Here is a 13,455-nt window from a genome sequence, read left to right on the forward strand (position 1 = left end):
CATGGCGCCTGATGATTCCGGAAACGCATCCGATGGTTCCGCAAGCTGGCTGATGCATCCGGTAAGGTGTCCGATGCATCGCCTAAATAAAGCTAGCTTGCCTCTCTATGGCTTCTAAACCAAACTTTATCATCGTGAAACCGCCGCTTTCTCAAGCTGCATTTCTGCAATCCTTGGTCGAGCAATTTCCTGAACTTGCCTCAGATGTACTAGACGAGGACTATGCTGGCTTGATTCACCTGCAAATGGGCTGTATGGCGAGGTATGCGAACCAACTCATCAAACAGGCAAGGTTCGATACACTGGAAAGGCTTTTTAGTTTTTTCCAAAGCACCATTGAGAAGGTGGATAGCTCGACGGAAAATGCGCTCTACGTTTCGTTTTTGGAACACGTAGAAATGAATGGGGATGATGAGAAGTCAAAAGCTGCTCACAAGCTTCTGCAACCTAAGTACCTGCAGATATGGCGTGAGTTGCAGGGCTAAAAAACGCCTTTACACCTAGCGCCCGCCCTTTACGCTATCCGGGATGCTGCCGCCGTTGTTCATCTGCTCCAGCAGGTTGTCGGCGGCGATGGTGTCCACGGCCTCGGCGCGGCGGCGGCTGGGCTCCTCGGGCGACACGCAGTTATACTTCTTGACGATTTTGACGGTGGGCTGGGGGAAGTGGCCGGGCGTGTAGCCGAGGTCCTTGTCCTTGTAAATCTTCTCCATGAACTTGCCGAAGATGGGCAGGGCCGTGCGGCCGCCTTCGCCCTGCTGCGAGCCGGTGAAGTGGATGCTGCGGTCTTCGCCGCCCACCCACACGCCGGTCATCAGGTCCTTGGTCATGCCCATGTACCAGCCGTCGGAGTAGTTGGAGGTGGTGCCGGTTTTGCCGCCGATTTGGTTGTCGTTGTGCCAGAGGTCGTAGTCCCAGAGGGCCTGGGAGGTGCCGCCGGGCTCTTCCATGCCGCCGCGCAGCATGTAGGTCATCAGCCAGGCGGTTTCGGCCGGGATGGCGCGGTGCTGCACCGGGTCGAATTGTTTGATGACGTTGCCGTTGCGGTCCTCGATGCGGGTGACGAGGCGCGGGTCGGAGCGGAAGCCGGTGTTCATGAACGTGCTGTAGGCGTCCACCATTTCGTACACGCTCACGTCGCCAGCCGAGCCGAGGCCGATGCTGGGCACGGCCAGCAGCGGCGAGGTGATGCCGACTTTGTGGGCGTATTTGGCCACGTTGTCCCAGCCCACTTTCTCGGTTAGCTGGGCCGTCACGGAGTTCACGGAGCGGGCCATGGCGTGGCGCAGCGTCATGTTGATGCCGGTGTATTCGCGGGTCACGTTGTCAGGCTTCCACTCCATGGGCTTGCCGTTTTCGACGTAGTTGATGGTCACGCGCTGGTCGCGGATGCGGTCGCAGGGCGAGTAGCCGTTGTCGAGGGCCGTGAGGTACACGAAGGGCTTGAACGTGGAGCCGGCCTGGCGCTTGCCCTGCTTCACGTGGTCGTACTTGAAGAAGCGGTAGTCGAGCCCGCCCACCCAGGCCTTGATGTGGCCGGTGAAGGGGTCCATGCACATCATGCCCGATTGCAGGAAGTGCTTGTAGTAGGCCAGCGAATCGAGCGGCGACATCACCAGCGTGGTGTCATTGTCGTCGTGCTTCCAGGTGAAGACCTTCATCGGCCGCTTGGCATTCAGGGCCGAATCCAGGCGCTGGGGCTGGTTTTTGTAGTGGTTGGCGAGGGTTTTGTAGCTCTCCGTGCGTTTCATCTGGGTCAGGATGAAATCGGGAATGACGTTGCCTTCGTCGTCCACCCACGGGTCTTTGCCCTTGTTGCGCCAGAAGTTGTCGAACTGGCGTTGCAGGGCTTTCATGCGCTCGTGCAGGGCCTCCTCGGCGTGCGCCTGCATCCGCGAATCGATGCTGAGGTAGATTTTGAGGCCGTCGCGGTACATGTCGTGGCCCGTGCTGTCGCACCACGCATCCACAAACTGGCTGATGGCGCTGCGGAAGTAGGTATCGGGCCCGTCGATGTGCTTTTCGACGTGGTAATCGAGCACGATGGGCGTGGCTTTGAGGGCTGTGATTTCGGCCTTGGGCAGCACGCCGGCCTGGGCCATGCGGTCGAGCACCACGTTGCGGCGGCGCAGCGCGGCGGCCGGGTGGAACTTGGGATTGTAGGCCGTGGGGTTGTTGAGTACGCCCACCAGCATGGCGGCCTGCTCGGGCTTAAGGCTATCCGGCGAGGTGTTAAAGAAGGTTTTGGCCGCTACTTTAATGCCGAACGCGCTGGAGCCGTACTCCACGGTGTTGAGGTACATCCGCAGAATTTCCTCCTTGGTATAGCGCTGCTCCAGGTCCACGGCTGTGAGCCATTCCTTGGTTTTGGCCACGATGGTGCTCACCACCGGAATGTATCCCAGCGCGCCCCGGCTCTGCTGCCGGCGGATTTTGTAGAGGTTTTTGGCCAGCTGCTGGGTGATGGTGGAGCCGCCGCGCTTCTCGCCGCGCAACGACGAAAACACCCCGCCTACCACGGCCTCCAAGTCGATGCCTGAATGCTTGTAGAAGCGCACGTCCTCGGTGGCAATAAGTGCCTTGATGAGCACGGGCGACATCTTATTGAGCGGCACCGGCGAGCGGTTTTCACGGAAATACTTGCCAATCAGAACCCCGTCCGACGTATAGATTTCCGAGGCTTGCTCTACTTTGGGGTTCTCCAAATCGGCCAGGCTGGGCGACTTGCCGAAGAGGAACATGAAATTGGTGCTCACCAGAAACGGGTACACCAAAAACAGAATGACGACGAAGCCGAACAGCACCCAGGCCCAGCTGGTCACCCGCAGCGGCCAACGGCGGCGCGGCGGCTTGGATTTAGCACCGGAAGAAGAAGCAGAAGGAGACGTTTTGAGGTCGGCCATGCGAGGCGGCAAGTGGGTGACGGGGATTGAGTCCCGCCGCGAAGAACGGCAAATATACCAGACCCTCGCCCCAATAGTCCGGATTAAGCGCCCGATAAAGCAAATCGGGCGACGTACTCCAGCCCAGTATTAGTGGCGCTGCCGGGCCGTCAGAATGGCCTTGTGGTGCACGTTGCGCTGGGCCTTGACGCGGCGGCGCTGCCAGCGCCAGCCCAACTCGCCCAATGCCAGCAGGATAATGCCCAGGCCCAGGAAGTAACTCCAGTGCAGCAGGCGAATCTGGCCCCGCGTGGGCGAATCCAGCTCTTGAAACAGCAGCAGGCCCCACAGCTCATCAATCAGCGTGAAGCCCCACACGGCCGCCGCAAAAACGCGGCCCACGCGTCCCAGCGCCAGCTGCCAGTGCAGCAAATACAGCACCACGCCGGGCAGCGCCGACAGCAGCACCAGCGGCGCGGCCTTCACCAGCGGCAGGCCCAGGAAGATGATGCTCAGCGTTTCCTTGAGAACCTGCGCGCCGGCCAGGGCCCGGCCAAAGCGCGAGAGTTTCGGAACGACAGGCAGGGGGTGCAAGTGAGAAGTGGGCATAGGGCGGGACAATGCAGAGCGGATAATTGGCCCCCAAGATACTGAGCTTCGGCTAGTAACGCCGCGCCATGGTGCGCGAAGCCTGACAGCGCCACGTGAGGACGATAATCAACAGTCCTTTTACGGAATCGAGCAACAAGTTGTCGGGTTTGCCGAAGGCAAAATAAATGCCCGCGCCGATGCCTATCCACCACACGCCCAGCAGGTAGCACCAGGTAGCGAAGCCGGGCCGGCGCCGGGCCACCTGCACCACGGCCACGGCCGCCACCAGCGACACAAACAGCAGCAGCCACGCCACGATGTAGGCCAGAAACGTGGTATCAGGGCCATACGTCACCCCAAACTGCTTTAGGGTGAAAGCCGGTGCGAAAAACGCGCCCCCCGTCAGCGCCAGCTCAATGAGCAGGGCGATGATGAGCACAGTCAGAAGCAGCTTACGGGCCATGTATAAAGGCGATGATGATGCCGTAGCGGGCCGTTCTCAGGATGGGAAGCCCAACGGGCCGCCAAGCTAAACAATATTCTCTAATAAATCATTATTTCAAGTTTTGAGGTTCGCACCTGAATCAGTACTCAGCAGCCGTAAGCGCTTATTTGAGGTTTAAAAACAGCTTTTGTCAGGGCATATGGCCTGTTGGTCGAATTCGGTTTTTTACATAATCCCCTGATTTGGCAATACCGAAAAACTATTCTCATCGGTAGGACGCGCCTGCCGAACTGCGGCTAATCCATCCTAATGCTTCCTAAGCTGAAGCAGGTGAACAGGACAAACACTACTATCAACAGAACCACCGCCCCATAAATAGGCAGTATCGCACCCCACATCAACAGCCGCATCCAGCCAGGGCCGCGATAATCCCGCAGCCACGCCATCAACATATTAATTACCTGAACACCGATGGCCTGTAGCAGGAGCCCCAGCACAATGCAGCTCCATTCCTGAACTCTATAGTGGTGCGGCCATATTTCCATCCGAAAAATGATGCTCAGGCCTACTATGATGGTGGCTGCCGCCGTGAGCCACAGCCGGGGCGGCACCACAGGCCACGGCGGCAGCCAATTCCGGTTGTATAAGCTCATGATTACGCGAGAAAAGGCCGCTCCTACTGCCTCGACCACAGCAGCATGAGCTGGGTGAAGGCCAGCAGCAGCAGCGCCAGCAGCACAATGGTGGCCGGCAGTACGCCGCGCACCAGCCGCCGCCAGCGGGCATCGGGCGAGGCGGCGCGCTCCTGCCAAGCCAGCAGCAGGCCCAATGCGGCCACATCGCCTATGCAGAACAGGATGCCGAAAAACGTGAGAGCGAATTGAGGAAGCATTACAAGAATTATAAAGTTGTTGATAATCAGATTAGACACTCCAGGATTTCCCGTCGTCCAGCCAGCTGAACAGCGTTAGAATCACAATGCCCAGGTCCAGCAGCAGCCAGGCCATCAGGATTAGCCTCAGCACGAGGAGCCAGCTAAAGGCCACGACGGTGGTCCAATCGCCCCATCTGGCTTGTTGAAACAAAGCGTTTGAGCCGGCAAACGCCCGTGAGAGAAACACCTTTGAGCCGAGCACGACGACAATGGCGAGCGGCGTAAGCAGCGCCGTGGTGCCGCAGGAGCGGCAATTGGCATCCTTCACCTCCATCACCCAATACCAGAATGCGGCGCAGGGCAGCAGGCAGGCGGCAGTCCAGATGAGGCTGCCGCCCAGCCAGCGCATCAGGCCCGAAGGCGGGGCCGTGTGGATGAGCTTATTCATGGCCGCCCAGCTGTTGGTAAGCCTGCCAATCGGCGTAGGTGAAGCCCTGCCAGCCGGTTTGGGCCTTGTGGTGCGCCCGCCAGTTGGCCACGGCCACGTTGAGTTGCTGCTGCGCAGCAGCGGCCGGGATGGTGGTAGCGTTGCCGTACTCATCCTCAGTAGTGAGGTGGGCGGCATCGAGCCGGCTGCGATGGGCCACCAGCGTGGGCAGTGTGCGGCCGGGCATGGCCAGCAGAAAGCCCACGTCGATGCTGCGGAAACGGGGCTGAAAGTTGTACTCGGCAATCCAGACCTCCCAGTTGCCGGCGGCCAACAGCAGTAGCACCGCGTACACGGCCAGCGAATTGAGGCGAATGAGGCTGTAGGCCGAGCGGCGCTGCCAAATTTTCAGCAGCACCGTGGCTAGCCCGAAAAACACCAGCAGCAGGAAGAAGCACACACCGATGCGCTTATAGGCAATGCCGCTATTGAGGATATAGTAGTAGTTGCGCAGGCCCACCGACACGGCCAGTATGGCATTTTGCACTACCCAGACGGTGGCGCCCCAGCGCAGCCACGGCAGGCCCGGCTGGTAGAAGTTCAGGTTGCGGCGGAAGAACCACAGCACGATGCCCATGGCGAGCAGGATGCTGAAAATGAGAACGTACGTGCCTTCGTGCACGAACTGGGCAAGGTCGAATCCCGGCGCGGGCTCAAACCCAAACCAGAGCCAATTGATATCGATGGCATTCACCGCCAGCAGCAGCACGTTCACCAGCCCAAACACGGCAGCGGCAGCCAGAAACTCCTTGCGCAAATCGAGCATCCGGGTGCTGCGGAAGCTAAAATCGGGACGGCGCACGCCGAAGGAGGCCACCCGGTCGCGCTGTCGCCGAACGAACTCCCCAAAGCGCGACTCGTGGTCGGCGAAGTAGTAGACCGGCACCGCCACGACCACCCCGGCCGTCGCCACAAAGCCCAGCGCGATGAACAGCAGGTGACCAATGGAAATATCGGGCAGCAGCAGCCCCAGCCACTCGCCGAGATGCGCCAGCACCTGGCCACTCAGGGCCTCGTAGCGCGGGTTGGCCACCGCGAAGAGTAGGTGAAAAGCCCCCAAAATACCCAGCGGCACCAGAAATAAGCGACCGTAGAACCAGCTTCGGCGCACGCCGGCCCCGGTGTTGCGCGGGGCACGTATGCTTTGCAACACCCGCAGCCAGGCCTGTGCCAAGCTATTGGCCGCCGTGAGCAGGGCGTAAAGCACCAGTTTCAGGTGCGGCTGGTTCACGTAGCCCAGCAGCAGCAGCACCGAGGCCATGCAGGCCAGCGCCGCCGCCCCGGAGCCATACACCGCCATCATGGCGGCCCCAAACAGGCTGCCGCCCACCATCAGCCAGAAGTAGCCCGAACGCCGCACCGCCGCGTGGCGCGGCAGCATCAGTAGCTGCGCCACCACGATAAAAACCGTGAACACCACCATGTTCACGCCGCCGCCTTCGCGCCAGAACAGCCAGTCGAACAGCACCACGCCCAGCGGCAGCAGCACTTTTTGGATGGTTGAAATCGAAGTCGCAGGTGCGGATTGCAGCGGAACTGCGTCCGAATCTTCGGACAAGGGAAAGACAGGATTCATTGGGAATTAACTAAATAGGTGATGCGAATGAGTAGGAAATGCCCTTGCCAACCGGTGGCAGGCAAGCGGAGGCGCGGTCTAGTGTGGCAGCACAGGCAGCGGCAGGAAAGTGGCCGGGTCAGCCGGCTCCAGGGGCGGGTTTAGTGCGGTGGGGTCGGCACTTTTGCGCACCTTGCTCAGAATAGCTTCGAGCAGCGGGCGCATCGCGTCGAGGTGGCGCGATTTGATGAGGAAATTCCAGAGAGGCTCGAATTTTTTCCAGCCGCCGGCGTAGACAAAGTGCTTGAGCTGGTGGCGCAGCGTATCGTGCACCAGACTGGCTTTGGTGATGTTGGCCCAGGAATAGAAGTCGCGGTAGGCCTGGTTGTAGCCGTCTTTGAGCTGGCGGGCGGTGAGGTGCGGGCCGGGGCGGCACACCACGGTGCGGGTGTCGTACTCGTTCCAGCGGCGGTGCAGCAGGCGGTTTTCAGCCTCCATGCGCTGGAAAAGCGTCGTGCCGGGGTAGGGCGTGGCAATGTGAAACGTGGCCGTGGTGATGCCCTGGCCCACGGCCCAGTCCACGGTGCGCGAGAAAACGTCGGGCCGGTCATCATCGAGCCCAAACACGAAGCTGCCGTTCACCATGATGCCCAAATCGTGCAGCCGCCGGATGGCCGCCGCGTAGTCGCGGCCCAGGTTCTGAGGCTTGTTGCTGGTTTTCAGGTTGACGGGGCTCAGCGTTTCGAAGCCCACAAACAGGCTGCGCAAACCCGCTTGGGCGGCCTTTTCCAGCAGGCCATTGTCGCGCAGAATGCTATCTACCGTGGCCGCGCCCTGAAACAGCCGCCCCATGCCGCGCATCCCCTCAAACAGGCCCGTGGCGAAGCGCGTGTGGCCCAGCAAATGGTCGTCGAGGAAGTAGAGGTGGCGGCCCGGCAGGCGGTCAATTTCGGCCAGGGCATCGTCCACGGTTTGAGTGTAGAAGCTTTTGCCACCCTGAAAAAAGGCGTCCTTGTAGCAGAAATCGCAGTGGTGCGGGCAGCCCCGCGTCACCACGATGGAGTTGGGCACGAGGTAGCGCTCCCGCTTAATCAGCTCGCGCCGGATGGGCGGAATGCCCGCCAGCGTGCGCCCCGCCCCCGACACGTAGCGCGGCCGGGCCCACCCCGCCTGCCAGTCCCGCAAAAACTCCGGAAATATCTCCTCGCCCGGCCCCAGAAAAATGCTGTCGGCGTGGGGCGCGGCCTCGTCGGGCAGGCTGGTTACGTGCAGGCCGCCCAAACACACGTAGGCCCCGCGGGCGCGGTAGTGGTCGGCCAGCGCATAGGCACGGTAGGCGTTGGTGATGTACACTTGGATGATGACGAGGTCGGGTGCATCATCCAGCCGCAACGCTTCCACGTGCTCATCCTGCAAGTCCGCTTCCCAATCGGCCGGCAGGTAGGCCGCCAGCGTGGCCAGCCCCAGCGGCGGAAACAGCGAGTACTTTATCGGCCGCCAATAGGGGTTGGTGGCTTCCGTAAGGGCGGGCAGGATGAGCTTTACGCGCATGTTAAAGAACTTTGAATTACAAAGTATAAATGCAAAAAAAAGAGCCTCTATGGCTTCTTTTCCAAAAAATCAGGGCCGCAGCAGCTTCTCCAGTGTAGCCAGGTGCTGCTGGAACGCGGCCTTGCCGGCGGCAGTAGCAGTGTAGGTAGTGTTGGGTTTTTTGCCCACAAATTGCTTGCTCACCAGCACGTATTCGGCTTTTTCGAGGGCCGCAACGTGGCTGGCGAGGTTGCCATCGGTGAGGTCAAGTGCTTCTTTCAAGTCGTTGAAGCTCACCGAATCATTGGCCAGCAGCACGGCCATCACGCCCAGCCGCACGCGGTGGTCAAATGCCTTGTTGAGGGTATGAATGAGGTGCTTCACCGGAATACTAAGGGTTATTGGGCCGTTGCGCCCGGCCGCTCGTAGCGGTTGTACATCAGCAGGCCGTAGCCGATGTGGCCCAGGCCAAAGCCGAGTGCAAAGTAAAGCAGGCCCCAGCCGGGTTGCAGCATGGCCAGCAGCCCCAGCACTATTTGGGTGAGCCCCAGCCAGCGGATTTCGTCCAGCGTGTACTTGCTGGCGTTGAGCAGCGCCAGGCCGTAGAACACCAGCAGGCCCGGTATCACCATGCCCGCATCACCGCCCAGGTACAGCCGCAGGCAAAACAGCCCGCCCGCCACCAGCGGCACCGCCAGGGCCACGGCCACCCGGCGCGCCGGGCCGCTCCACAGCGTCTGGCCGGCGCGGCGGGTACGGCGCTGGGTGAAGAAAAATGCAACCAGCAGCGCCGCCCCAATCACGCTGCCCGCCAGCAGCAGCAAAAACGGCAGCGCCGCCTGCCGCTCGGGCGCGGTGCTGGCCACCAGGTGCGAGTAGCCGGCCGGGCCGTATTCGCTGGGGTATTGGCTTTGCAGGTAGAAGTGCCCGGCCGCCGCGCCCAGCAGCGCCACCACGCCCGCCCCTACCCCGCTCAGGCCGGAAAGCGACAAAAAGCGCGAGCTGCGCTCCATGATAGCGCGGATTTCGGTGAGCTGGGCAAGCGGGTCGGGAGCAGCGGCAGGCTTCATAACCATAGAAGTACTTTGTATTGCAAAGTTAAGTCGGGCAATTGAATTTCGCGTTATTATGGTGAAATAATTCTTTCGAAATGCCTCCCGTCACCAACTCGTCATTGGCCTTCACACACTGGGGCCGGTCTACTGCGCTGGGTTTTGTGTATTTGTTGCCAAGCGCGGTTGTTGCGGTCTTGGCTTACCTTCTGTGGGGCCGCGACGGCTACCCGTCCGCGGAGTTGCCTTTAAGCACCAGGCTTGTTTCCGCGGGATTCATGCTGGTCCCATATGCGCTGGGAACTGTGTTCTGGGGCAGCATTTTTCTGGGTATTCCGGCCGTTTTGGTGGGACTGCTGAGAATATGGCCCATGAGTTGGCTGTTCAAATACTGCCTTAACGACCCGGTGGGCCCGGACATGACGGGCTTTCTACTTGGCACCTTCATTATTTTTGAGGCACCGGTGGTCGCGCTCATGCTTTTCGTCAACGGCTGGCCCCGCGGGTATTCTATTGGCAATGGAATGATTTGCCAGCTTGCCAGCCTGCCGTGGCTTTGCGCCTCGCTTCGAACCGCTTACACCATGATGCGGACGCAAATCGCCTTGTTGAACGAGTTGCAACCGTAAGAAAATGAAGCTCCGCCTGCGTCTGTTCGAGGTTGAGGATTTGTCTTGGTTTCCGGCCGTCATTCGGGCCGGGATGATGGACTACCTGCGGTTCATGATTTCGGCGCTGGGCACCTACCGGCCCATCGCGCCGCTGCTGGCCGAGGGCCTCGCCCGCACCGCCCAAACCCGCGTGCTGGAACTGGGTGCCGGGGCCGGAGGCGGCACCGAAACCGTGCTGGCTGCCCTGCACGCCCTGGGCCAGCCCGCCACCATCACACTCACCGACCTCTACCCCCAGCCCGGCGCCTGGGCCGATATTGCCCGCCGCACCAATGGCGCCATTGGCTTCGAGCCCACATCGGTTAATGCTTTGGCCGTGCCCGCGCAGCTGCCGGGCTTTCGCACCATTTTTTCGGCTTTCCACCATTTCCCGCCCGACGCGGCCACCGCCATGCTGCGCGATGCCGTTCGGGCCGGCACCGGCATCGGCGTATTTGAGGGCGCGGGCAAGCACTGGGCCGAACTGCTGCTGGCCCTCACGGTACTGCCCGTGGCGCAACTGTTGCTCACGCCGTTTTTCCAACCCTTCCGCCTCAGTCGGCTGGTTTTCACTTATCTGATTCCGCTCATTCCGCTCTGCACCATCTGGGATGGGACGGTGTCGCTGCTGCGCATGTACTCTACTGATGAGTTGCTGGCCCTGGCCCATGCGGCCGACCCGGCAGCTGCTTTCACCTGGCAAGCGGGCAAAAAGCGCCACTGGTGGGGGCCGCAGGTCACGTATCTGGTGGGTTGGCCGCATGGGCCAGGGCCAGCAAAAACCGAATAAACCTAAGCGGCAGCTGTTTCTATTACAGCTTTTGCCCACCTTTGTGGCCGCCGGCGCCGTTGGTTACTCATAACTCATAAACAATTGCTTACCGCTTACAGAAAGGCGCTGCCACTGCTGCGCATCCCATTTTCAGTTTACCTTATGCCCGTGTTCTGGTTTGGGCTGAGCGCCTTGCGCGGGCCGTGGAGCGAGTGGCGGGCCGTGGGCGTGTTTGTGGTGCTGCACCTGCTAGCCTACCCGGCGTCCAACGGCTACAACTCCTATTACGACAAGGACGAAGGCAGCATTGGCGGCCTGAAAGCGCCGCCCAAAGTCACGCCCGAGCTGCTGCACCTAGTTTGGTTGTTCGATGCGCTGGCCGTGGCGGGGGCGGCGCTGCTCTCGCTGCCATTTGGAGTGCTGGTGGTAGTGTATTTGCTGGTGTCGAAAGCGTATAGCTACGAGGGCATTCGCCTGAAAAAATACCCGCTGCTGAGCACGCTGGTGGTGGTGGTTTTCCAGGGGGCCTTCACGTTGTTGATGACGCAGGTGGGCGTGGGAGCCACGTCGGAGCAGCTTTTCGAGAAAACCAATTTGCTGCTGGCGCTGGTCAGCACGCTGTTTTTGTGCGGCTCCTACCCGCTCACCCAGGTATATCAGCACGAGGAAGATGCCCGGCGCGGCGACCGCACCCTGAGCCTGCGGCTGGGCATTCGGGGCACGTTCATCTTTGCGGCAATCGGGCTGCTGGCGGGCGCGGCGGCGCTGGGGCTGGCCTACTGGCTGCGGCAGGAAATCCGCCCGCTGCTGATTTTTCTGGTGGCTACCGGGCCGGTGGTGGCGCTGTTCGGCCGCTGGGCCTGGGCCGTGTGGCACGACGAACGCGCGGCTGATTTTGAGCACACTATGCGCATGAATCAGGTGTCGTCGCTGTGCTTAAGCGCGGCCTTTATCGCCATGCTGCTCTGGCATTGAGCCCCGGCGGAAGGACGGCAGTAACTCAGGCGGCCCCTCGCCGCGTATCAATGGGCATTTCACTTCAACGTGCCGTTATCATGCGTACCACCCGCCTCTTCCTGTTGCTGCCGCTGCTGGCCGCCTGCAATTCCACTCCTTCGGCTGTGAATGAAGGTTCGGTTTCCCGCATGGCCGACCGCCAAGGGCCGGATAGCACCGCCCCCGCGCCCGCAGCTACCGGCACCACCGCCCTGCCCGCCCCCGACACCGCCCACACCAAAGCCGTTTCGGCGGTGAGCGATACGCTGCGCGTGGCGCGACTGGCGCACAATTTCAGCCGTCCCAAAGGTCCGGCCGACAAATTTCAGCTGGTCTTTCGCGGCCCGTCCATCCTCGAAGGCACCGGCGAATTCACCATCACCGACCCCGACGGCCAGGTTATTTTCCGCGAAATGCTGACCGAGCCCGACCTCGAAGCCGCCCTGGTGTATGAGATGAAAGGCCCCACTGCTACCCGCGCCGAGCGCGAAACCTTCGTGTTGCGGCGTATCGACCGGTTTTTCTTGCCCAAGCAGTTCCACACGCCAGCCGTAGCGGCCAAAGCCGCGCTTCCGGACGGAGTCGAAAACCTCGACCGCGCTACTTGGAATGACTTTCAAAATCGGCCCGACGCCATTGGGTTCGAGTACCTGAAAGGCAAGGAGGACAGCCACCAGATTGCGTGGTCGCCCCTAAAAAAGCAGACCGTGCGGGTGCGCTAACGCCCCGACTCCTGCAGCAATAGCTGCTCCAGCCCCGCTCGCAGCTGCTCAAAAGGCTGGTAGCCCCGGGCCAGCACGTAGCCCTGCTCCCCTATCCGCACCACCGCCGTGGGGAAGCCCTGCACGCCAATGCGGGCCACGGCCGCAAACTCCTGCCGGGCGGCCGTGGCCGTTTCGGGCGCGGCAAAGCGGCGCAGAAACTCCGCCTCATCCACCCCAAACGGGGCCAGCAGCGGCGCGTAAGTGGCGGCGGCGTTCAAATCCTGACCATCACGAAAAAAAGCCGTTTGCACAGCGTGGGCGAAGGCTACGGTGCGGGCCGGGTCCTGCGTGAGGTGGCGAAACGCTACGATGGCCCGGCTCGGCGGCTCCGAGTCGTGGTGGTACGTGCCGGCCTCGCCCAGCGCCTTGAACGGCTCGCCAAACTCCACGCCGGTCACGTCTTCCACTTGGACTAAAGATTGGCGGATGTAGTCCCAGCTCTCCCCAATTGGGCCGGCATCGGCATCCCGCACCATGCCGCCGCACAGCACCGACACATCAACGCGCCCCGCAAACTCCCGCTGCACCTGATTAATAACCGGGCTCATGCCGTAGCACCAGCCGCACAGTGGGTCGTGAACGTAGAGCAATTCGGGCAGTTGAACGATGGGTTCGGGATTCATACGCGTTTTTTTTCTGTCAAAAATAGGGCCCTATTGCTAGCCCGGCGGTTTGTATGGATTAGGCAAAACTTATTTTTCGCGCTGGTGAATTTATTCTTTCGACTAACAGTTTGCCCCGTGATACCTAGCGCTATTCAAGTGGACAATTTTTATACGTCCATTTATTTTTATTGACGATTACTATTCTACCGATAGCCCGTTGCAGCAATGCAACGGGCTTTTTCGGGCTCGATT

At 60.9% G+C, this 13,455-nt stretch carries 16 protein-coding genes; 5 read left to right on the forward strand and 11 right to left on the reverse strand.

Going from position 1 to position 13,455, the window contains the following annotated elements:
- Positions 1-107: 107 nt before the first annotated feature.
- A complete protein-coding gene (locus tag ACYVM5_RS02415; protein ID WP_460616586.1) occupies positions 108-485 on the forward strand; it encodes a DUF7674 family protein in 378 nt (125 codons plus the stop codon).
- Positions 486-500: 15 nt separating this feature from the next.
- On the opposite strand, the gene ACYVM5_RS02420 is transcribed toward ACYVM5_RS02415, so the two are convergent.
- The 10 genes from ACYVM5_RS02420 to ACYVM5_RS02465 all read right to left on the reverse strand — a co-directional run bounded on the left by ACYVM5_RS02420 (position 501) and on the right by ACYVM5_RS02465 (position 9,434).
- A complete protein-coding gene (locus ACYVM5_RS02420) occupies positions 501-2,903 on the reverse strand; it encodes a penicillin-binding protein 1A (RefSeq protein WP_460616587.1) in 2,403 nt (800 codons plus the stop codon).
- 129 nt (positions 2,904-3,032) lie between these two features.
- Entirely contained in the window at positions 3,033-3,491 is a 459-nt protein-coding gene (locus tag ACYVM5_RS02425; RefSeq protein ID WP_460616588.1) for a hypothetical protein, read from the reverse strand.
- A gap of 52 nt (positions 3,492-3,543) precedes the next feature.
- Positions 3,544-3,936, reverse strand: a complete 393-nt coding sequence (locus ACYVM5_RS02430; RefSeq protein ID WP_460616589.1) for a hypothetical protein — start codon at positions 3,934-3,936, stop codon at positions 3,544-3,546.
- 278 nt (positions 3,937-4,214) lie between these two features.
- On the reverse strand, positions 4,215-4,571 hold the full coding sequence (locus ACYVM5_RS02435; RefSeq protein WP_460616590.1) for a hypothetical protein: 357 nt from the start codon (positions 4,569-4,571) through the stop codon (positions 4,215-4,217).
- A gap of 23 nt (positions 4,572-4,594) precedes the next feature.
- The gene (locus ACYVM5_RS02440) at positions 4,595-4,810 is read right to left on the reverse strand and encodes a hypothetical protein (RefSeq protein WP_460616591.1); all 216 of its coding nucleotides are present in this window, start codon (positions 4,808-4,810) and stop codon (positions 4,595-4,597) included.
- A gap of 31 nt (positions 4,811-4,841) precedes the next feature.
- Positions 4,842-5,240, reverse strand: a complete 399-nt coding sequence (locus tag ACYVM5_RS02445) for a hypothetical protein (RefSeq protein ID WP_460616592.1) — start codon at positions 5,238-5,240, stop codon at positions 4,842-4,844.
- Positions 5,233-6,855 carry a DUF4153 domain-containing protein gene (locus ACYVM5_RS02450; protein ID WP_460616593.1) on the reverse strand — a complete coding sequence of 541 codons (1,623 nt, stop codon included), beginning with the start codon at positions 6,853-6,855 and terminating at the stop codon, positions 5,233-5,235. The genes ACYVM5_RS02445 and ACYVM5_RS02450 overlap by 8 nt, the downstream gene beginning before the upstream one ends.
- 78 nt (positions 6,856-6,933) lie before the next feature.
- Positions 6,934-8,385, reverse strand: a complete 1,452-nt coding sequence (locus ACYVM5_RS02455) for a B12-binding domain-containing radical SAM protein (protein WP_460616594.1) — start codon at positions 8,383-8,385, stop codon at positions 6,934-6,936.
- 69 nt (positions 8,386-8,454) lie between these two features.
- On the reverse strand, positions 8,455-8,748 hold the full coding sequence (locus ACYVM5_RS02460) for a winged helix-turn-helix domain-containing protein (protein WP_460609060.1): 294 nt from the start codon (positions 8,746-8,748) through the stop codon (positions 8,455-8,457).
- 14 nt (positions 8,749-8,762) lie between these two features.
- Positions 8,763-9,434, reverse strand: a complete 672-nt coding sequence (locus ACYVM5_RS02465) for a hypothetical protein (RefSeq protein WP_460616595.1) — start codon at positions 9,432-9,434, stop codon at positions 8,763-8,765.
- 80 nt (positions 9,435-9,514) lie between these two features.
- On the opposite strand from ACYVM5_RS02465, the gene ACYVM5_RS02470 reads away from it, so the two are divergent.
- From ACYVM5_RS02470 to ACYVM5_RS02485, 4 genes are all read left to right on the forward strand, one after another.
- Positions 9,515-10,045 (forward strand): hypothetical protein, encoded by a 531-nt coding sequence (locus tag ACYVM5_RS02470; protein WP_460616596.1) that lies wholly within the window; start codon positions 9,515-9,517, stop codon positions 10,043-10,045.
- A 4-nt stretch (positions 10,046-10,049) separates the two neighbouring features.
- Positions 10,050-10,856, forward strand: a complete 807-nt coding sequence (locus tag ACYVM5_RS02475; protein WP_460616597.1) for a class I SAM-dependent methyltransferase — start codon at positions 10,050-10,052, stop codon at positions 10,854-10,856.
- Positions 10,857-11,000: 144 nt separating this feature from the next.
- The gene (locus ACYVM5_RS02480; protein ID WP_460616598.1) at positions 11,001-11,813 is read left to right on the forward strand and encodes a UbiA family prenyltransferase; all 813 of its coding nucleotides are present in this window, start codon (positions 11,001-11,003) and stop codon (positions 11,811-11,813) included.
- Between the two features lie 80 nt (positions 11,814-11,893).
- Positions 11,894-12,556 (forward strand): hypothetical protein, encoded by a 663-nt coding sequence (locus ACYVM5_RS02485; RefSeq protein WP_460616599.1) that lies wholly within the window; start codon positions 11,894-11,896, stop codon positions 12,554-12,556.
- Here the strand turns inward: ACYVM5_RS02485 and ACYVM5_RS02490 are convergent.
- Positions 12,553-13,221 (reverse strand): DsbA family protein, encoded by a 669-nt coding sequence (locus tag ACYVM5_RS02490; protein WP_460616600.1) that lies wholly within the window; start codon positions 13,219-13,221, stop codon positions 12,553-12,555. The genes ACYVM5_RS02485 and ACYVM5_RS02490 overlap by 4 nt on opposite strands.
- Positions 13,222-13,455: the final 234 nt, after the last annotated feature.

The sequence above is a fragment of the Hymenobacter ruber genome, from assembly GCF_054783255.1.

Excerpts from the sequence above, each read along its gene's own strand:
- ACYVM5_RS02415 (WP_460616586.1), top strand. The coding sequence starts at position 108 with ATGGCTTCTAAACCAAACTTTATCATCGTGAAACCGCCGCTTTCTCAA.
- ACYVM5_RS02420 (WP_460616587.1), bottom strand. The coding sequence starts at position 2,903 with ATGGCCGACCTCAAAACGTCTCCTTCTGCTTCTTCTTCCGGTGCTAAA.
- ACYVM5_RS02425 (WP_460616588.1), bottom strand. The coding sequence starts at position 3,491 with ATGCCCACTTCTCACTTGCACCCCCTGCCTGTCGTTCCGAAACTCTCG.
- ACYVM5_RS02430 (WP_460616589.1), bottom strand. The coding sequence starts at position 3,936 with ATGGCCCGTAAGCTGCTTCTGACTGTGCTCATCATCGCCCTGCTCATT.
- ACYVM5_RS02435 (WP_460616590.1), bottom strand. The coding sequence starts at position 4,571 with ATGAGCTTATACAACCGGAATTGGCTGCCGCCGTGGCCTGTGGTGCCG.
- ACYVM5_RS02440 (WP_460616591.1), bottom strand. The coding sequence starts at position 4,810 with ATGCTTCCTCAATTCGCTCTCACGTTTTTCGGCATCCTGTTCTGCATA.
- ACYVM5_RS02445 (WP_460616592.1), bottom strand. The coding sequence starts at position 5,240 with ATGAATAAGCTCATCCACACGGCCCCGCCTTCGGGCCTGATGCGCTGG.
- ACYVM5_RS02450 (WP_460616593.1), bottom strand. The coding sequence starts at position 6,855 with ATGAATCCTGTCTTTCCCTTGTCCGAAGATTCGGACGCAGTTCCGCTG.
- ACYVM5_RS02455 (WP_460616594.1), bottom strand. The coding sequence starts at position 8,385 with ATGCGCGTAAAGCTCATCCTGCCCGCCCTTACGGAAGCCACCAACCCC.
- ACYVM5_RS02465 (WP_460616595.1), bottom strand. The coding sequence starts at position 9,434 with ATGAAGCCTGCCGCTGCTCCCGACCCGCTTGCCCAGCTCACCGAAATC.
- ACYVM5_RS02470 (WP_460616596.1), top strand. The coding sequence starts at position 9,515 with ATGCCTCCCGTCACCAACTCGTCATTGGCCTTCACACACTGGGGCCGG.
- ACYVM5_RS02475 (WP_460616597.1), top strand. The coding sequence starts at position 10,050 with ATGAAGCTCCGCCTGCGTCTGTTCGAGGTTGAGGATTTGTCTTGGTTT.
- ACYVM5_RS02480 (WP_460616598.1), top strand. The coding sequence starts at position 11,001 with ATGCCCGTGTTCTGGTTTGGGCTGAGCGCCTTGCGCGGGCCGTGGAGC.
- ACYVM5_RS02485 (WP_460616599.1), top strand. The coding sequence starts at position 11,894 with ATGCGTACCACCCGCCTCTTCCTGTTGCTGCCGCTGCTGGCCGCCTGC.
- ACYVM5_RS02490 (WP_460616600.1), bottom strand. The coding sequence starts at position 13,221 with ATGAATCCCGAACCCATCGTTCAACTGCCCGAATTGCTCTACGTTCAC.